Here is a 17,933-nt window from a genome sequence, read left to right as displayed (position 1 = left end):
GCCACCTGTCTGTAGAGCCGCCGGAGCGCGGTTCGCGGGTCGGACCGCATCGCTCGTGTCTCGGGCTCGCAGACGGATACATTGCGCGCCGCCCCACGTCGAGCGTCTCGTTCGGCCGGGACCCAAACCACTTGAGGTGGGGCCGCGTCGCGGCGGACATGAGCGCTCACTCGACCGATCCGGCCCGCCTCGAATTCGGCGTCCTCGGGACCGCGGGAATCGCCGACAAGGCCGTCGTCCCGGCGATCGCCGCGAGCGACCACGCCGTCGGCGCGGTCGCGTCCCGGGACGCTGACCGCGCGGCGTCGTTCGCCGCCCGCCACTCGATCCCCCGCAGTTACGGCACCTACGAGGCACTGCTCGACGACGACGCCATCGACGCGGTGTACGTCCCGCTCCCCAACGGGCTCCACGGTGAGTGGACGAAACGCGCCGCGGACGCCGGGCTCGCCGTCCTCTGCGAGAAGCCGCTGGCCGCCGACGCCGCCGAGGCGCGAGCGGTCGCCGACCACTGCGACCGCCGCGGCGTCACCCTGATGGAGGCGTTCATGTACCGGTACCACCCCCGGACCGAGCGCGCCGTCGAGCTCGCCGCGACGGAACTCGACGACGTGCGCACGGTGACCGCGACGTTCCGGTTCCCGCTGTCCGACCGCCCGAACGACGTTCGGCTCGACCCGGAGCTCGCCGGCGGGTCGCTGATGGACGTCGGCTGCTACCCCGTTTCGCTGGCTCGCACCGTCCTCGGCGCTCCCGACCGGGCGTACGCCCACACGGGGGACACCCGCGACGCGGGCGTCGACACCGAACTCGCAGGCGTGCTGGCGTACGGCGACGGCCGGTCGGCCCGGGTCGCCTCCGGGTTCGACACCCGCCACGTCGAGCGGTACCGCGTGGACGCGACGAACGGGTGGGTCGCGGTCGAGAACGCCTTCGACGCCCCGGCCGACGAGCGGCTGGAACTGGAGTACGAGATCGACGGCCGTCGCGGGGTCGAGACGTTCCCGGCGGTCGATCAGTACCGGCTTCAGGTCGAGCACTTCGCCGACCGCGTCGCCGGCGACGCGACCCCCGTGACCGACGGCGCGTCGGCCGTTGCGAACATGCGGATCCTCGACGCGCTGTCGGAGAGCGCCGCGAACGGTTCTCCGATCGACCTCTGACTCGGATCGCTTGGGGTGCAGATCGCCGTCGCTCCGGCGGCCGTGGCGCTCGGTTCGACGTTCGCCCCGCCTACGCGACGATCTCGTCGGTGATCGCCGGCGTGTCCATCGCGTTCGCGATCGGGCTGATCACCCGGTACGTCCCCCGTTGGCCACCGTCGGAGGAGTCGTCCCAGTGAGGCGTGAACGGCTTGTCTTCGGCGTGCGGGCTGTCTTCTAGCATCGCTCGGGGCGCACCCCCGGCCAGGTAGACGTCGAAGGAGTTCGACTCGAACTCCGTCCAGAAGTTACTCTTGTGGAACGGGAACAACACGCGGACGTAGTAGTCCTTCCGTATCTCGCGTTTCTTCACCTCGTTGTTGTACCAGCCAATCATGTCGAAGTGGGTACACACCGCCTTCTCCGCGCCCGTGTAGGGGAACGACGACCGGACCTCCACGGCGGCGCTCTCGCCGCGGCCGCGGTCGACGGTGATGTCGACCTGTTCCTGTGGGATGTCCCACTCGTCGTCTTGGAACACGTCCGCGCCCGTGTCGCGCCGCTCGGCCGTTCGGGTGAGCCAGTCTTTCCACACCCACTCCGCCAGCACTCCCGAGATACCGTCGACGCTCTGCGTGTCGGCTGACCTGCCGCGGGAGCTGTCCCGGGCCATCCGTCCGTCGGAGCCCTCAGCGAGACGCTCCCCGTCGTCTCGTAGCTCGTCGAGCAGCGCGCGGTCCTCGCCGCCGTAGTCGAACCGATACCGAACGCAGTCGAAGCCGCCATGCCCGTCGCAGTCTATCGTTTCCGTCGTGATGTCCATCGACGTTCCGTCTAAACAGTCAGCTATCTTATAGAGATATCGCCGGTCGTGAGGCGGTGCCCTTATCCCCGGCAGCTACCTCCCCCCGGTAACCGATCGATATGCCTGCGGACGATATCACGGAGCCCCCCAAACACGCCGTCTCCTCGCCGAACACACCGATGTACAACATGGTTCGGTTCTGGGGGCGGAAGCCACAGAACCTCGTCACGAGCTACATCGAGCAGTTCACCGACGAGGGGGAGACGGTGCTGGACCCGTTCTCCGGGAGCGGCGTCACCGCCTTGGAGGCGCTCCGGGCGGACCGTCGCGGTATCTACAACGACCTGAACCCGCTGTTCCGCCACATCGCCCGCACGACCGCCGCTCACGTGGACTTGGACGAACTCGAAGACGGGTTCGACACCGTCATGGAGAACCTCCGGTACCGGCGCCACGAGGTCGGCGGCGCCGACGGCGACGCGCAGCGGTCATTCCGGTGGCTCTACGAGACGACGTGCCGGAACTGCGGCCACGAACGGGCGCGGACGCTCGAAACGACCGCGACTCGGGTGTACTCGCCCAGTCCGGGGCAAGCGAGCGAGCCGATATCCGGCGACGGGACGCTCGATGCCCTCGCGACGGAAATCTACGATCAGCTCAGCGAGGCCGAGCGCCTCTCGCACGACGCGTTGGTGGAGCGCATCGACTTAGACGAGTTCGGCGACGCGCGCAAGTCGGAGATAACGCGGGCGATCAACCAGCGGCTGTTCGAAAACGGGTACATCCGGATCGAGGAGGACGTTCCGAACGAGCACAAGTACGTCTGTCCGGAGTGCGACGCGAGTGAAACGGTCCCGCTGGACGAGGCGGACGAGGCCAAACTCGACCGGATCGGCGAGCTCTCGCCCCCCTATTACTACCCCGACAACGAGCTGGTGTACCCCAACGGACAGGACTTCTACACGAGTCGTCCGGGGACCGAGCGCGTCGACAAGCTGTTCACCGACCGGAATCTGATCGCGCTGTCTATCCTCCGGCACGAGATACACCGGCTGGAAACACAGGAATTTGACCGGACCGTCGTCGACGCCCTCCTGCTCACTTTCGTCGCCATTCTCGAACACGTGAGCCGGATGCAGCGGCCGAACAAGAAGGGCTGGGCGGCGAAGAACTACGTCATCCACCCGGAGAACCTCGAACTCAACGTCGCGCACGCGTTCCGGAACCGGTTCTCGACCGTGCTCGACGGCATGCGCGAGGCGAACGACGAACTGAACGGGGGCGACCCCGTGGGAGACCGAGGGAGGTTCATCCAGGGAGACGCGCGCGACCTCCCGGTCGACGACCAGTCGGTACAGTACGTGTTCACCGATCCCGAGTACGGCGACGCCGTCCAGTACTTCGAGCTCAGCTACATGGCGAACAGCTGGCTGGACAGCAGCGTCAACTGGGAGGACGAAATCGTCGTCAATCCGCGCCAAGAGAAGCCGCGGGAGCGCTACGAGGAGATGCTCGCGGCGGCGTTCGAGGAGGTGTTCCGAGTGCTCGAGAGCGGCGGACATCTGACGGTCACGTTCCACAGCAGCGAACTCAAATACTGGAACTCCCTGATGCACGCGATCCAGCAGGCCGGGTTCGACTACGTCGACGCGGTCTATCAGGTTCCCGCACAGGAGTACACGAACTGGATCAACCGCCGGAAGCCGGGGACGATGAACGGCGACATCTACATCACGTTCCGGCGACCGGAGACCCGGGAACAGCCCGAACTGGACTTCGGTGACATTCAGGCGGTCCGGGAGTCCATCTTGGAGGAGGCGAAGCGCGTCATCCGGCTCCACGACGGCCGCGCGACGTACGATCAGCTGGTCCGCGGGGTGACGCTGCGGCTCATCGAGGACAACAGGATGCACTCCGAACAGGTGCGCGACTTCGACTATCGCCGCCTCTTCGACGATTACCTCGAACGCACCGCCGACGGCGACGCGTGGACGACCGCCGACTGGGCGGCGACCGACGAGGTCGAGTACATCCCGCTCCAGCGCCGCATCAGGTGGCTGATCGAATCCGTCTACGCGGGGAAGGAGGGGTCCGCCGCCACGCTCGACGAGATCCTCTCGCGGATCTTCACGAGCCTCAAGGACGCGCAGACGCCGGAGAACCAAGAGATATTGGACGTGTTACAGTCGACCGCTGAGCCGGTCGAGAAAGACGGCGTCGCCTACTGGCGGCGACGCGACTCGTACCAGCAGACGCTCGCCGGAAACACCTTGGCCGAGGAGGAGGGCCTGGTCGACACGGAAACGCAGCGCGAGCAACTGGAACTGGACCACGACCGGATCATCAACCGACTCGCCGAGTTCGGCAAGTCCGTCGGCTACGACGCGTGGATCGGGGACCCGGAGACCGATCGCAGCGAGGTCCTCCGCGATACGCAGACGCGGCTGCGGATACCCGGCGACTTCTCCGACACCGTTCGCGAGCGGCTCAGGAACGTCGACCTGATCTGGTTCGACGGCGAGACGCCGGTCGCGATGTTCGAGGTGGAGCACTCGACGGACCCGCAGGACGGAATCGTTCGCATGGGGAACGCGTACGCGGAAACCGGTGCGACGCCCGGGGCCGTGTCCGTCGTCCCCGACAACCGATACGATCGATGGGAGAAGGCCGTCACGCAGCCCGCCCTCGACGAGTTGACCGACGACAACCCGTTCCGGTGTCTCACGTATTCGAAGCTGATCGAGCTCCTCGGCGGGCGCCGGTCGCCCGCGGAGCGGGGCGAAGAACGGCTGTTCGAACTCGCGACGACGCCGCCCTGACTCGGCGAGCCCCGCCCGCGACGCGAACCGGCGTCGTCGACCGGGCTCTCAACGAGGCTCGGGCCCGATCTCGGTCTCCAGTACGATGGTTTAACCCCGTGTCGGTTCTCTCCGGGTGTATATGAGCGATGAGCGTGACCGACTGGAGAAACCGTCCAACGCGGCCGCCATACGGGCGAAAATCCGTGAGATCGTGCCGAGCGCGTTCTCCGAGGGAGAACTCGACGCGGCGAAGCTCGAATCGCTGCTCGACGCCGACGGGGAGTCGTCGGGGGCGGAGCGGTACGAGCTCTCGTGGGCCGGAAAGGGCGAGGCCACCGCACGCGCCCAGGCGGCGACGGAGCAGACGCTGGTCCCGCGTCCCGACGAGAGCGTCGACTACGGGGAGTCGGGCAACCACTTCATCGAGGGCGAGAACCTCGCGACCCTGAAGACGCTCCAGCGGTCCTACCAGCAGCGAATAAAGATGATCTACCTCGACCCGCCGTACAACACCGGGTCGGATTTCATCTACAAGGACGACTACTCGACCGCGGCGGCCGACTACGAGCGGGAGACCGGCCAGCGGACGGCGGACGGCGACAAGCTGGTGAGCAACCCGGAGACGAACGGGCGGTATCACAGCGACTGGCTGTCGATGATGTATCCCCGGCTGTTCCTCGGGCGGAATCTCCTCCGGAACGACGGGGCGATCTTCGTGAGCATCGATCACAACGAGTACCACAACCTCCGCCACCTCATGGACGAGATCTACGGCGAGGACAACTACGTCGGCACCTTCGTCTGGAAGCGCCGGACCCCCGACGCACGGAACTCGGGCGGGATGTCCATCGACCACGAGTACGTCGTGGTGTACCAGCGGTCCGACGCGTTCGAGATGCGGGGCGTCGAGAAGTCGTTCGACAACTACACGAACCCGGACGACGATCCGCGCGGCCCGTGGGTCGCCGGCGATCTGAAGAACTCGCGGACGAAAGACGAGCGGCCGACGATGTTCTACGAGATCACGGACCCCGAGACCGGCCACACCTATCAGCCGGACCCGAACAGCGTCTGGCGCCTCGGCGAGGAGACGATGCGGCAGTACATCGAGGAGGGTCGGGTCCTCTTCCCCGACGACGGCGAGGGCGTGCCCAAGTTCAAACGCTTCCAAAACGAGATCGAGAGCCGGTACAAGCCGCTCTCGTCGTGGATCGAAACGACGACGACCGACGAGGACATCGAGCTGTTCGAGGACGCCTTCGACCGCACCGTCCTCCAGACGGGGATGACCGGCACGGCGACGCGCGAGCTGAAATCGCTGTTCGGCTACAAGGCGTACGACTTCCCCAAGTCGACGGACCTGATCCGGAAGCTGATCCGCCACAGCGTGGACGGCGGCGACATCGTCTTGGACTTCTTCGCGGGATCGGGGACGACGGGCCACGCGGTCATGCAGCTCAACGCGACCGAGGAGTTCGACGATCCCGTCCGGTTCATGCTCGTCCAACTGGACGACGAACTCGACGAGCCGCGGGGGGAAGAGACGACCCACGCGGAGGTCTGCGAGCGGCGATTGCGGCTGGCGAGCGAGCAGGTCGCCGACGACCACGACCTGCCGGGCGCCGCTCCGGGGCTCGGCTTCGACAAGTACACGCTCGGGGAGTCGCGCTTCGAGCGGTGGGGACGCCCCGACACGGAGTCGGAAGCCCGCGCCGCGCTCGAACGATACGCGGCCGGCGCCGGCTCGGCCGTCGATCTGACCGATCCGGACGCCGCGCTGGTCGAGGTACAGCTCCTGCTCGGGTTCTCGCTGGACGCCGCCGTCGAGGCCCTCGCGGACCACACCTATCACCTGTCCGAAGACGACCGCGACGCGCTGGTCACCTTCGCGGAATCGGTGACGTACAAGACGCTCACCGAGTTCGATCTCCCGGCGGACACGCAGTACGTCTGCTTGGACGGGAGCCTCTCCGATACGGACAAGGAACGCCTCAACCGCGACCTCTCGCTCCGAACGATCTGACCATGGAATTCGAATTCGATCCCGACCTCGAGTATCAGCAGGAGGCCGTCGACGCGGTCACCGACGTCTTCGACGGCCAGCCGAACGTCGGCGAGCAGCCCGCGTTCGGGACGCACGGGACGTCCGTTCCGAACGAGTTAGCACTCTCCGAGGAGCAGCTCACGGCCAACACGCGAAAGGTCCAGCGGCGTCACGACCTCGCACAGAGCGACGACCTCTATCGGGCGGCCGACGGCGAGACGACCGACCTGTTGAGCTTCAGCGTCGACATGGAGACCGGGACGGGCAAGACGTACGTCTACCTCCGGACGATCCACGAGCTCTACCGGCGGTACGGCTGGCGAAAGTTCCTCATCGTCGTCCCGAGCGTGGCGATCCGCGAGGGCGTCGTGAAAACGATACAGCAGACGCGAGCCCACTTCGACTCGCTGTATTCGCGGCCGCCGTTCAACTGGACCGAGTACGACTCGTCGACGCTGAGCGACGTGATCCGGTTCGGCAGCAGCAGCCAGATCGAGGTCATGGTCATGACGCTCCAGAGCATCAACCGGAGCGACGAGAACGTCATGTTCCGGCCTCACGACAAGCTCAACGGCGACCGCCCGGTCGACCGCATCGCGGCGACCAATCCGATCGCCGTCTTGGACGAGCCGCAGAACATGGAGGGCGAGAAGAGCAAAGCGGCCATCTCGGCGTTGGACCCCCTCTGTACGCTTCGGTACTCGGCGACGCACCGACGGATCAGAAACAAGGTGTACGAGCTCTCGCCCGTCGACGCGCACGACAAGGGGTTGGTGAAAACCATCGAAGTGCTCTCCGTCGTCCAAGACGAGGACTTCGACAAGCGATACGTTCGACCGCTGTCGTTCGACGCCGGTCCGAAGGCACGGATAGAGCTGTACAAGGACCGGTCGACCGGGGCCCAACTCGGAAAGAAGACGGTCCGCGCCGGGGACAGCCTCTACGCGGCGAGCAACGGCTTACCGCCGTACGAGGGTGTCGAGGTGGCGTCGATCGACGCCCGCCACGAAGTCATCGAGCTCAGCGACGGGACGCGGCTCCACAGCGGGGAGTCCACGGACACCGACATCGAGACGATCCAGCACCGGCAGATCCGGGAGACGGTCCGCGAGCACTTCGAGAAGGCGCTCGACTACCGCCGAGACGGGATCAAAGTCTTGAGCCTCTTTTTCATCGATCGGATCGACAACTTCCGCGGCAGGAGCGGCGACGAGACCGGCCACCTCTGGGAAGCCTTCTGCGAGGCGTTCACCGAGCTGAAGGCCGAAGACCGGTACAGCGATCTGTTCCCCGATCAGTCGCCGGAGGACGTCGCCGGCGCGTACTTCGCCACGACGACGAGCGGCGACATCAAGGTGCGAGAGAGCTCGATCCGGGACGACGTGGAGTCGTACGAGCTCATCATGCGAGATAAGGAAACGCTGCTCTCCGCCGACGAGCCGACGCAGTTCATCTTCTCGCACAGCGCGCTCCAGGAGGGGTGGGACAACCCCAACGTCTTCCAGATCTGTACGCTCAACAATACGGTCAGTTCGGTGAAGAAGCGTCAGGAGATCGGACGCGGCGTTCGACTCCCCGTCTATCAGGACGGGACGCGCCTGCCGCCGGGCGACCGGCGCAATCGCCTCACGGTCATCGCCAACGAGAGCTACGCCGACTACGCCGACGACCTCCAGGCGGAGTACAGTTCGGCGACGGACTACGGCGACGACATGCGCGCGCAGACGAACGATCACCGGGACCGGACCGTCGTCACGCCGCGGACTGAGGTCGTCGACGAGTCCCCGGCGTTCGCGAGGCTGTGGGAGCGGATCGCGCCGAAAACGACGTACACGACGGCGATCGATTCGCCGGCGCTCGTCGCGAGCGCGGCGGCCGAACTCGCCGGCGTCACGGTCGACGAGCCGCGGCTCCGCGTCTCCCGCGGAGAGCTATCGATGGACGACGGCGCCGACATCGAGACGGTGGGCATCGCCTCGCAGGTGGAGTCCGTCGACCGCGACGGCCCGCTCCCGGATGTCGTCAGTCATATCGCCGCCGAGACGGGGCTGACGAAGCAAACAGTCGCAGAGATCATCCTCGAATCCGAGACGGTCGACCAGCTACTGAAGAACCCCCACGCGTATCGGGTCGCGGCCCGCGAGACGATCGACGCGGTCAAAACCGAGTACGTGGTCGAACACATCGACTACGAGCGGATCGGCGATGCGCACCCGACGGACATCCTCAGCGAGGTCGAGACCTACGCCGAAAACACCGTCAGCGTGGACAAGAGCGTCTACGATAAGGTTATCTGCGACAGCGAGGGTGAGCGGCGGTTCGCGCGCCGCCTCGACCGGGACGACTCCGTCGCGCTGTTCATCAAGCTCCCGCGCGAGTATCAGCTCCCCACGCCGATAGGGCCGTACAACCCGGACTGGGCCGTCCTCTTCGACAAGGAGACGGCGGTCCGCGCGGACGCGGAAGACCGCCGACTGTACCTCATCAGGGAGACGAAGTTCGGCACCGAAGACGACCTCCGGCCGTCCGAGGCGACGAAGATCGAGTGCGCCCGCGCTCACTACGACGCGCTGAACGTCGACTTCGACCTCGCGACCGACTTTCGGGACGACGATATCATCGAAGACGTCCTCAACATCGACGTCGACGCCGAGTGAGGCGCTCACCGAGCGTTGATCGGTCTCGGAGTGGGCCGATATCGCTGCCCTCGCTCACGGCCGGTCTCCTCTCGTCGTCGGACCGTTCGCGTATCGGCCCGAACCCACAGTCAGAGCCGTGTGAGTCGTTGTCAATGGCCTCTGCCAGAGGGCTCTCAGCGAAGGGACGACAACATATTTCAGCAAACTTTTCCGCCTCTAGTCCCTCTAGCAGATCGGTGTAGCCGGAACACCACGTCAGAGGCGGACCCGCGCATATCTCTCCTCGCTTGCTTCGGGACGGCTTCCAGTTTCACCGTCGTCGATCGCAACTCGATCGATACCATCACCGGTCCGCGCTCGTCGACGCGGTCGGAGGTCCACGAACGTGGCGCCGTGCGCTACGGCTAGGCTACGATGGGGCTGACCACGTCGCGGTATCCGTGGACACGACGGTCGAATTCTACTGGTACAGAAGGCTCTAACTATCGAGAGTTAGGACGGAATTAGGTGGCTGGGGAGTTCCCGGCCCCTAACACGCCACGGCCGAAGACCGTGGACGTTGTAGGTGGGCCAACACGGATTTGAACCGTGGACCTCCCGGTTATCAGCCGAGCGCTCAACCTGACTGAGCTATTGGCCCAGGTGAGCGCATTCAGTCGTTGCGCGGGTAGGATTTTAAGTGTTTCCTTCGAAGGCCGCCCCGCCGTGTGGCGGTTTCACGGGGGATCGCGACCCCGGCGCCGTCAGTCGCTTCCCTTCCGCTCCTCCTCTTCGACGGTGAAGTCCACGTCGACGACGTCGTCGTCCGTCGACGCGCCACCGGAGCCCGCGTTCCCTGCGACGCTCTCGTCGGCGTCCGTGCCGCTGCCGCCGTCGAACCCGTCGGGGTCGCCCCCGGGACCACCGGGGAAGCCGCCGCCCATCGAGAACCCGCCCTCACCGTCGCCCGGGAAGCCGCCGACGTAGACGTTCCCCGAGAAGAAGCCGTCCGTCTCGCGTTCGAGGTACGGGACGACGACGTACTTCTTCAGGGCCATTCGGATCGGGACCCGCGAGAGCGGGAGGGCAAGCAGGAACCCGACGGCGTCGGTGACGAGCCCCGGCGTGAGCAGGAACGCGCCCGCGGCGATGAGCAGCCCGCCGTCGAGCAGTTCGTCGGTCGGCGGCGAGCCCCGGGCCAGTTTGCGTTGGATGCGCGCGAGCGTCGCGCGTCCCTCGGCGCGCAGCAGGAGCATGCCGAGGACGGCCGTCAACACGACGAGCGCGACCGTGACGGCCCACCCGAGCCGCGTCGCGACCACGATCAGGAACAGCGCGTCCACGAGGGGGACGACGAGCAGCAGCGCGAGCAGCGTTCGCGGGCGCATACCCCCGCCTTCCCGCCGGGCACGCATAGCCCTTTTCGTCGCGGTCGCCCGCATCGCCGGTCGCGTCCACCGCGACCGCCACCGCTTTGCCAGCCCGGTCCGAGCCCGCGGTATGGACATCGTCGGCGCGCTCGGACGCGACCCGCCGGACCGCGAGTCGCTGCCGCGGTGGGTCGCGCCGCTCCCGAAACGGCTGGAAGACGTCGCCTTCCGGTTCGCGTGGGTCATCGTCGTCATCAACCTCGTCGGCACCGCGTTCGGCTTCTGGTACTACCGGTTCCAGTTCCGCGCCCTCCCGACAGAGATGTGGCTCTTCATCCCCGACAGCCCCGGCGCGACGCTGCTCATCGCGCTCGCGCTCGGCGCGTGGGCGCTCGGGCGGTCGAGCGACACCCTCGCCGCGCTCGCCTTCTTCGGCAACGTCAAGCTCGGGCTGTGGACCCCGTACGTCCTCGTCGTCTTCTGGCCGGAGTTCCTCGCGGTCAACGGCCCCGCGCTGTACGCGTTCCTGCTCGTGAGCCACCTCGCGATGGTCGTCCAAGCGTTCGTCCTCCACCGCATCACCGACTTCCCGCTCCGCGCGGTGGCGATCGCGACCGCGTGGTACACCGTCGACCTGCTGATGGACTACTTTGTCCCCGTGATCGGCGACGTGACACACACCGCGCTGCCGTACGCCGACGGCGAGCCGTGGTTCACGACGACCGTGCTTCAGGTCGCGGCCGCCGGCGCGGTCGTACTTACCGTGATCCCGCTGTTCTGGACGCTCGGAACCCGTATCGCGACGCTCCGACGCCGCGCGGGCGACCTCGGGACGTAGCCAGTCCGACGCCACCTCCCGCTCACCGATTTAAGTGATCGGCCCGCTTCGACTGTGCTATGAGCCACTACGAGCGGATCGCCGACATGTCGGTGACGATCGAGTCCGTCGCCCGCCGGCGGTACGTCGCCGACACGACGAGCGGCTTCGAGCGGACGACGACGGAGTACCGGCTCTCCGGCGACGGCGTCGTGGGGCGCGGCGAGGACGTGACCTACGAGACCGCCGACCACGACGCGCTCGCCGGGACCGACCCGATCGACATCGAGGGCGAGTGGACGATCGGCGCGCTCTCCGACCGACTCGACGAGATCGACCTCTTCCACGGAACGCCGCCCGAGAACGAGACCGCACGCAACTACCGGCGCTGGGCGGTCGAGAGCGCGGCGCTCGACCTGGCGCTCCGGCAACGCGAGGAGACGCTGGGCGACCGGCTCGGCGTCGACCCCGATTCGGTTCGGTTTGTCGTCTCCACTCGCCTCGGTGATCCCCCGTCGACCGACCGGGTCGAGGAACTGCTCGCGCGCAACGCCGACTTGGAGTTCAAGCTCGACCCCACCGCGGAGTGGCCGCAGTCGGCGTTCGAAACTCTCCGGAAAACCGACGCCGTGCGCGTCCTCGACCTCAAGGGGTGGTACGAGGGGACCGAGGTCGACGTCGAGCCCGACCCGGAGCTGTACCGCGACGTGTTCGCGGCGTTCCCGGCGGCGGTCGTGGAGGACCCCGCGTTCACGCCCGCGACCAGCGCGCTCGTCGAGCCGCAGGCTGACCGCCTCTCGTTCGACTACCCGATCGACGGCGTCGAGAGTCTCGAATCGCTCCCCGTCGAGCCGGGGTGGTGTAATATCAAACCCTCGCGGTTCGGCACCCTCGAATCGCTGTTCGAGACGATCGCATACTGCGAGCGCGAGGGGATCCGGATGTACGGGGGCGGTCAGTTCGAACTCGCCAGCGGCCGCACCGCGATCCAGACGCTCGCCGCGCTCTGTTACTCGGACGGGCCGAACGACGTGGCGCCGCGCGCGTACAACGACCCCGACGCCGAGCCGCCGTACCCGAAGAGCCCGCTCCGCCCGAGCGATGACGCGGTCGGCTTCGAGTTCTGAAGCGAGGGATTCGAGCCGGGCACTGACGCGGTAGTTTATAAACAAATTCGCGGCGGCGCGTGCCTGCGAGGCCGCTCCGCGGCCGAGCAGCACGCGCGAGGGAGTCGGTCGACCGGAGCGAAGCGGAGGGAGGCCGACGAAGCTGGGGAGGCGTGAGGTGCGGTTGCGGGGTGGGACTCAAATAGACAGTTGCGAGGGCGAAGGCGCGCGACGCGAGAACCGCAGGAGCGAGTGGAGCGAGCGACGAGGAGCGTGGTTCGAGAGAGCGAAGCTCCCTCGTTATCACGAGACGCCTCCGGCGTCTCGAACGACAGCGAGCGCACCGAGCCCTCGCGACTGGGGCTTTGGAGCTGTTCACCGTCGATCGTTCGTCAGTCGGGTACAGCCGAGCGACTGGGGTCTGGAGGTGTTTTCCGCCGATCCACAGCTGGCCGATTGTACCAAGTCGGCTGAAATCTCTGCGCAACCGACCCCACTGTCTCACACCGATACTTAAGAGACGAATTTCAGCAGGTCGTCGCGGTTGTGGTCGTGGAAGCGCGTTCGGAGACACTCCTCCAGCGCCTCGATGTCGCCGCGCTTCGCGCAGATCGGAGCCACGCGGTCGGACCACTGCTGCCACGGCGGGTAGAGGCCGAGCCGGTCGCAGATCGCGTCGAGCCGCTCGTCGAGGTCGTCGATCTTGTCGGTCTTGTTGACGGCGATGATCGGCTCGACTCCCACGTCTTCGAGGAACCCGAACATCTCCACGTCGTGCGGAATATTCCCCCGCTCGGCGTGACGGTCGATGATGTCGACCGCGGCCTTCCCGTCCATCACGACGACGCCAGCGAGAATGGAGTCCGCGTTGTCCTCTAGGTAGCGGACGATGTCGGTCTTGATCTGCTCGCGGTGCTCCTCCTCGACGCCGGACATGAAGCCGAAGCCGGGTAGGTCCGTGAACATGAAGCTCTCGCTGGCCCAGTCGAAGTGGTTCGGCTGGCGGGTGACGCCCGGTTTGCCGCCGGTCGAGAAGTCGTGGCCCGTCAGCTCGCGCATCAGCGTGGACTTGCCGACGTTCGAGCGCCCCACGAGGACGACCTCGGCGTCGCGGTCCGGCCGGTCTTCGAACATACGCGTACGTGGTCGGTAGAGCGGTTTAAAAGGCGCGTCGCGGCGGCGCGGTCTCAGGCGGTCGCGGCGTCGCCGACGCTCTCCCTCCCGGCGTCGATCCCGTCGGTCCGGTCCGCGAACGCCGCGCCGAACATCCGGAACACGGCGACCTGTCCGTAGAACTGGACGAACGGGACGAGCACCGACCCGACGACGGTCACGAGGAGCACGACGGAGACGACGAACACCCCGATCGCGACGAGAATCGGTGCCAGTACTGCGAGGAGGTAGTCGGCGCTGAAAAGCGTGGGTTTGAGCAGGTCGACGTCGAACGCCGCGCCCGCCCTGCCGCGGACCGCGTACGCCGTGAGGGCCGCCGGGACCGCGTAGTAGACGAACAGCAGCACCGGGAGAAACGCCAGCGCGAGCAGCGCGCCGGTCACCCCGATGAGCGCACCCAGATCGCCGCCGACGCCCGACCCGATCCCGGCGACGACGGTGACGAGGACCACGTAGAGGACGACCGGGACGACCGAGTACGCGAGCGCGATCAGCGCCCCGACGACGCCCTTCGCCAGCAGGTCGCCCCAGTCGTCGAACTCCGGCGGCTCGTCGTCTCCCGCGACGGTGCGCTCCAGCACCCGCACGAGATATCCGAACACGAGGAACGTCGGGATCACCAACACCGAGAGCAGCCCCAATACGCCGCCGACGACCATCCGCCCGACCCAGTCGCCGCGCACGGGATAGGAGAGTCCGTCTTCGATCATACGCCGTGATGACGGCGATCGGGTATATAACTCCCCGCCGTTCGCCGCGTCGCCGACTACTTGTCCGCGAGGGCCGACCGACTCCCATGGACAAAGAGGCTGTCCGCGAGGCGGTGTGGGACGCGTTCGACGAGGGCGATCAGGCGCGGTTCCCGTTCCCGCCGCACGACCGGATCCCGAACTTCGCCGGCGCGGACGCCGCGGCGACGCGGCTCGCGGAGACCGAGGCGTGGGAGTCGGCCGCGACGCTGAAGGCCAACCCCGACGCGCCGCAGCTGCCGGTCCGCCGGGCCGCGCTCCGCGCCGGGAAGACCGTCTACGTCGCGCAGCCGCGGCTCCGCGACCCGAACCCGTTCCTCCGCCTCGATCCGGCCGAGATCCCGCCCGACGAGATCGACGACGCGACGACCGTCTCCGGCATCTCCGAGTACGGGACGCCGACAGCGCCCGATGGCGTCGCGCGCGTCGACCTGATCGTCGTCGGCTCCGTCGGCGTCACGACGGGCGGCGCCCGGGTCGGCAAGAGCGAGGGGTACAGCGACCTGGAGTGGGCGGTGCTCCGCGAACTCGACGCCGTGGATGACGACACGACGGTCGCGACGACGGTTCACGAGCTCTCCGTCCTCGACGGACCCGAGTCGGCGGTCGGAGCCGATGTCGACCTCCAGAAGCCCGACGCTCACGACGTGCCGCTCGACCTCGTCGTCACACCGGAGCGGACGCTCCGGACGGAGACGCCGTACGCGCGACCCGACGGCGTCGACTGGAACGCGCTCGACGCGGAGAAACTGTCCGAGATACCGGTTCTCGCGGAACGGGCGCCGGAAGAAGGATAACGACCGCTGCGACCTTCGCCGCGGGAATCAGTCGGCGTGCTGCGGCGTCGGTGCTGATCGCGCTGACCGGTGGTCGGCGACGTGGCCGCACTTCGGACAGACGAGCGTCCGCTCGTCGCCGTCGCTGACGACGAGCCACCCGTCCGACAGGGGGCTTTCGAAGCGACACTCCGAACAGAAGAGGACCGACTTCCCGCGGGAGGGCGGGGAACCGCTGGCGTCTGCGTTCATGTTCTACTGTACGGGTCCGAGGTATAAGGGCCTTGTTCGACCTGATCGTTCAGTATGATCGACTTTGCCACGCCGATTTGTGACTCGTTTCCGAATGTTCTGGGCCGTACGTTTACTAAATGAGGAAAATGTTGATCGGCATCGTCCACAATCGTTCCGCGGAGACCGGCGCGGGATCGGCGGGTCGCGTCCGGGGGTTTGGCGGGGGCTGTGCTCGCGCGAGGGCGCTCCCCTGCCCGCTCTGGGTCGACGCGCCGACCACGCTTACCGCGCCAGCGGCATGTTGTAGCTCGTCTCCTCGTCCATCACGTACTCCCAGGTGGCCTCGCACTCGCAGGACACCTGCTCGAACACGCTCGGGTCCTGCCGCCTGTCGAAGTCCTTGATCGCGGTCTGGACGCGGTCGTCGCACTCGCCGCAGTTGTGCGCGCCGCGGTCGGAGCCGTGCCCCACGGGATCGGAGACGACGATGGCGTCGACGTCGGCGGTCTCCTCCAGTACGTGCGCGACCGACCAGAGCCACGGCGGCCGGTAGCCCCCCTCGAAGAACAGCTCGTCGACCATCGTGTACCGCTGGACGTTCGTCGGGTTCATCGAGACCGTGTGACAGCCGTCGACGGCCGCGCAGCGCCGGATCGAATCGATCATGTCGGCGGCGGCCTCGGGCTCCGCGAGGAAGGGCGGCTTCATCAGGAGGTACGCTTTGATCCCCACGTCGGCGGCGAACTCGCCGTCGGCCGCGGCCGCCTCGGCGCAGGCGTCCTCGAAGTCGGCGAAGTCGAAGTACTTGTTCACGCAGTCGTGACGGACGCGGTCGGTCGCCGTCTCCAGCCCGACCGCCACGTCGGTGGCGATCTCGTGGTCCGCGAAGTCGGCGATCTTCTCGCGGTCGACGAAGTCCGGCAGCGATTCGACGACGATCCGGTCGCGGTCCGCGAACGTCTCGGCGATCGCCCGCCGCGTCTCCGCGGGGACCTCGCGCTCGTCGAGGAAGGAGCCGGAGGTGTAGATCTTGATCAGCTCGGCCGGCTCGTCGGCCTCCTCGGCCTCGTGATCGAGGCACGCGTCGATCTGGGTCATGAGGTCCTCGTGCGCGACGCTGCCGCCCTCGACCGACTCCGCGACGTACCCGCACATCGTACAGCCCCCGGCGCGCGCCCACCGACAGCCGCCGGTGTTCAGGATGATCGTGAGGGAGTTCACGACGCCGTCGGGCGTGTTGTCCTCGTCGATCCAGACGCGGGTGGGCTCCGTCGGGTCGTACGTCTCCGAGCGCTCGGCGCGGATGTCGCGCATCACGGCGTTGTGCGCGTCCATCCCGCGCCCCTGCTCGTACGCGTCGGGGCTCGGCTGGCTCATTGTCGGTGGAAGCGGGCGAGCGCGTAAAGCGGTGTCGTCATCGCGGGAACGGCCGGCGCGTCGCTGCGGGTGTGATCGCGTCTGGCCCGCGGGGACACTCTTCCGCGCGCCCACCGCGGTCGAGTCCCTCGCCGACCCGTCTCAGAAGGGTTGTTTGTGAAAGATTCTCAAACATCGCGAATTGATAAATATATACTATTTCATAGAAAGATTTTATACACATCACTAAGTGAAATAATTTGATGTCACGGGACCGTGACTACGGACGGCGTGACGTGTTGCGAGCGGGTGGAATCGTACTCGGCGGGTCGCTCGTCTCGGGGTCGGCGACGGCCGCCGACGGCGACGGCGCGACGACGCTCACAGTCCTGTCGTACAACGACATTCAGACGGCTGCGGCGGAGGACAAGAAGTTCCCGCGGCTGGTGACGCTCATCGAACAGCGCCGGGCGGCGGCCGACGGGCCCGTCGTCGTGGTCGGCGGCGGCGACGAGGTGGGGCCGCACGCGCTGAGCCCCGTCTCGCAGTGGCGCGCGCCGGTGGACGTGCTCAACGAGGTCGAGCCGGACGCCGACGTGATCGGGAACCACGAGTTCGACTACGGGCTCGACCCTATCTCGGACGTGACGGCCGACTCCGAGTTCCCGTGGCTCGCGACGAACCTCGTCGACAGCGAGACCGGCGAAGCGTTCGACGGAACGGAGTCCGTCCGAATCGTCGAGCGAGGCGGTGTCAAGGTCGGTCTGATCGGACTCGTCGACGAGGGCGCGACGTTCGGAAAGACGAACATCAAATTCATACTCACGGACATAAATACGTAAACACATCTGGGATTTCGACCCGGTCGAGTGCAGAGAGAGCAGCCTCACGGAGATCGTCGAGTGTGTCAAACAGGCGGTTCCCAAGTTCTTGATCAAGTTG

General features: G+C 66.9%; 13 protein-coding genes, 1 tRNA gene and 2 pseudogenes. 8 read left to right on the top strand and 8 right to left on the bottom strand.

What is annotated here, in order from left to right; genetic code table 11:
• The first annotated feature begins 158 nt into the window (after positions 1-158).
• Positions 159-1,163, top strand: coding sequence for a Gfo/Idh/MocA family protein (locus EXE41_RS11505; RefSeq protein WP_086220054.1), 1,005 nt, complete (start codon positions 159-161; stop codon positions 1,161-1,163).
• A gap of 70 nt (positions 1,164-1,233) precedes the next feature.
• On the opposite strand, the gene EXE41_RS11500 is transcribed toward EXE41_RS11505, so the two are convergent.
• Positions 1,234-1,965, bottom strand: a complete 732-nt coding sequence (locus EXE41_RS11500) for a hypothetical protein (protein ID WP_137691093.1) — start codon at positions 1,963-1,965, stop codon at positions 1,234-1,236.
• A 101-nt stretch (positions 1,966-2,066) separates the two neighbouring features.
• On the opposite strand from EXE41_RS11500, the gene EXE41_RS11495 reads away from it, so the two are divergent.
• The 3 genes from EXE41_RS11495 (at position 2,067) to EXE41_RS11485 (ending at position 9,449) form a co-directional block, all read left to right on the top strand.
• The gene (locus EXE41_RS11495; protein WP_137691092.1) at positions 2,067-4,766 is read left to right on the top strand and encodes a DNA methyltransferase; all 2,700 of its coding nucleotides are present in this window, start codon (positions 2,067-2,069) and stop codon (positions 4,764-4,766) included.
• A 121-nt stretch (positions 4,767-4,887) separates the two neighbouring features.
• Complete coding sequence (locus tag EXE41_RS11490; protein WP_137691091.1) at positions 4,888-6,771, top strand: site-specific DNA-methyltransferase; 1,884 nt, start codon at positions 4,888-4,890, stop codon at positions 6,769-6,771.
• Between the two features lie 2 nt (positions 6,772-6,773).
• Positions 6,774-9,449, top strand: a complete 2,676-nt coding sequence (locus EXE41_RS11485) for a DEAD/DEAH box helicase family protein (RefSeq protein ID WP_137691090.1) — start codon at positions 6,774-6,776, stop codon at positions 9,447-9,449.
• A gap of 548 nt (positions 9,450-9,997) precedes the next feature.
• Here the strand turns inward: EXE41_RS11485 and EXE41_RS11480 are convergent.
• Together EXE41_RS11480 and EXE41_RS11475 are read right to left on the bottom strand one after the other, a co-directional pair.
• Positions 9,998-10,071 (bottom strand) — tRNA-Ile (locus EXE41_RS11480).
• A 103-nt stretch (positions 10,072-10,174) separates the two neighbouring features.
• A complete protein-coding gene (locus EXE41_RS11475; protein ID WP_086215581.1) occupies positions 10,175-10,798 on the bottom strand; it encodes an FxsA family protein in 624 nt (207 codons plus the stop codon).
• A gap of 112 nt (positions 10,799-10,910) precedes the next feature.
• Here EXE41_RS11475 and EXE41_RS11470 point away from each other — a divergent pair, with 112 nt between their 5' ends.
• Together EXE41_RS11470 and EXE41_RS11465 are read left to right on the top strand one after the other, a co-directional pair.
• On the top strand, positions 10,911-11,618 hold the full coding sequence (locus EXE41_RS11470) for a DUF1405 domain-containing protein (RefSeq protein ID WP_137691089.1): 708 nt from the start codon (positions 10,911-10,913) through the stop codon (positions 11,616-11,618).
• A gap of 59 nt (positions 11,619-11,677) precedes the next feature.
• Complete coding sequence (locus EXE41_RS11465) at positions 11,678-12,724, top strand: hypothetical protein (RefSeq protein ID WP_137691088.1); 1,047 nt, start codon at positions 11,678-11,680, stop codon at positions 12,722-12,724.
• Positions 12,725-13,216: 492 nt separating this feature from the next.
• Here EXE41_RS11465 and engB read toward each other — a convergent pair whose 3' ends face one another.
• Entirely contained in the window at positions 13,217-13,837 is a 621-nt protein-coding gene (engB, locus tag EXE41_RS11460) for a GTP-binding protein EngB (RefSeq protein WP_049929379.1), read from the bottom strand.
• A gap of 53 nt (positions 13,838-13,890) precedes the next feature.
• A complete protein-coding gene (locus EXE41_RS11455; RefSeq protein WP_137691087.1) occupies positions 13,891-14,586 on the bottom strand; it encodes a DUF4013 domain-containing protein in 696 nt (231 codons plus the stop codon).
• Positions 14,587-14,672: 86 nt separating this feature from the next.
• On the opposite strand from EXE41_RS11455, the gene EXE41_RS11450 reads away from it, so the two are divergent.
• Complete coding sequence (locus EXE41_RS11450) at positions 14,673-15,422, top strand: 5-formyltetrahydrofolate cyclo-ligase (RefSeq protein WP_137691086.1); 750 nt, start codon at positions 14,673-14,675, stop codon at positions 15,420-15,422.
• Between the two features lie 27 nt (positions 15,423-15,449).
• Here EXE41_RS11450 and EXE41_RS11445 read toward each other — a convergent pair whose 3' ends face one another.
• Positions 15,450-15,653: a hypothetical protein gene (locus EXE41_RS11445; protein WP_089307567.1), complete on the bottom strand. Its 204-nt coding sequence runs from the start codon at positions 15,651-15,653 to the stop codon at positions 15,450-15,452.
• 264 nt (positions 15,654-15,917) lie between these two features.
• The gene (locus EXE41_RS11440; protein ID WP_086215586.1) at positions 15,918-17,012 is read right to left on the bottom strand and encodes an archaeosine biosynthesis radical SAM protein RaSEA; all 1,095 of its coding nucleotides are present in this window, start codon (positions 17,010-17,012) and stop codon (positions 15,918-15,920) included.
• Between the two features lie 275 nt (positions 17,013-17,287).
• Here EXE41_RS11440 and EXE41_RS11435 point away from each other — a divergent pair.
• Positions 17,288-17,809 (top strand): annotated as a pseudogene (locus EXE41_RS11435) (bifunctional metallophosphatase/5'-nucleotidase); the annotation flags it as partial.
• 4 nt (positions 17,810-17,813) lie between these two features.
• On the opposite strand, the pseudogene EXE41_RS11430 reads toward EXE41_RS11435, so the two are convergent.
• A pseudogene (locus tag EXE41_RS11430) lies at positions 17,814-17,933 on the bottom strand (IS630 family transposase); the annotation flags it as partial.

It is taken from the genome of Halorubrum sp. SD690R (genome assembly GCF_005435035.1).
In the GTDB taxonomy this organism is placed as follows: Archaea; Halobacteriota; Halobacteria; order Halobacteriales; family Haloferacaceae; genus Halorubrum; species Halorubrum ezzemoulense.
This window is presented reverse-complemented; position numbering and strand designations above follow the sequence as displayed.

Excerpts from the sequence above, each read along its gene's own strand:
- EXE41_RS11505 (WP_086220054.1), top strand. The coding sequence starts at position 159 with ATGAGCGCTCACTCGACCGATCCGGCCCGCCTCGAATTCGGCGTCCTC.
- EXE41_RS11500 (WP_137691093.1), bottom strand. The coding sequence starts at position 1,965 with ATGGACATCACGACGGAAACGATAGACTGCGACGGGCATGGCGGCTTC.
- EXE41_RS11495 (WP_137691092.1), top strand. The coding sequence starts at position 2,067 with ATGCCTGCGGACGATATCACGGAGCCCCCCAAACACGCCGTCTCCTCG.
- EXE41_RS11490 (WP_137691091.1), top strand. The coding sequence starts at position 4,888 with ATGAGCGATGAGCGTGACCGACTGGAGAAACCGTCCAACGCGGCCGCC.
- EXE41_RS11485 (WP_137691090.1), top strand. The coding sequence starts at position 6,774 with ATGGAATTCGAATTCGATCCCGACCTCGAGTATCAGCAGGAGGCCGTC.
- EXE41_RS11475 (WP_086215581.1), bottom strand. The coding sequence starts at position 10,798 with ATGCGCCCGCGAACGCTGCTCGCGCTGCTGCTCGTCGTCCCCCTCGTG.
- EXE41_RS11470 (WP_137691089.1), top strand. The coding sequence starts at position 10,911 with ATGGACATCGTCGGCGCGCTCGGACGCGACCCGCCGGACCGCGAGTCG.
- EXE41_RS11465 (WP_137691088.1), top strand. The coding sequence starts at position 11,678 with ATGAGCCACTACGAGCGGATCGCCGACATGTCGGTGACGATCGAGTCC.
- engB (WP_049929379.1), bottom strand. The coding sequence starts at position 13,837 with ATGTTCGAAGACCGGCCGGACCGCGACGCCGAGGTCGTCCTCGTGGGG.
- EXE41_RS11455 (WP_137691087.1), bottom strand. The coding sequence starts at position 14,586 with ATGATCGAAGACGGACTCTCCTATCCCGTGCGCGGCGACTGGGTCGGG.
- EXE41_RS11450 (WP_137691086.1), top strand. The coding sequence starts at position 14,673 with ATGGACAAAGAGGCTGTCCGCGAGGCGGTGTGGGACGCGTTCGACGAG.
- EXE41_RS11445 (WP_089307567.1), bottom strand. The coding sequence starts at position 15,653 with ATGAACGCAGACGCCAGCGGTTCCCCGCCCTCCCGCGGGAAGTCGGTC.
- EXE41_RS11440 (WP_086215586.1), bottom strand. The coding sequence starts at position 17,012 with ATGAGCCAGCCGAGCCCCGACGCGTACGAGCAGGGGCGCGGGATGGAC.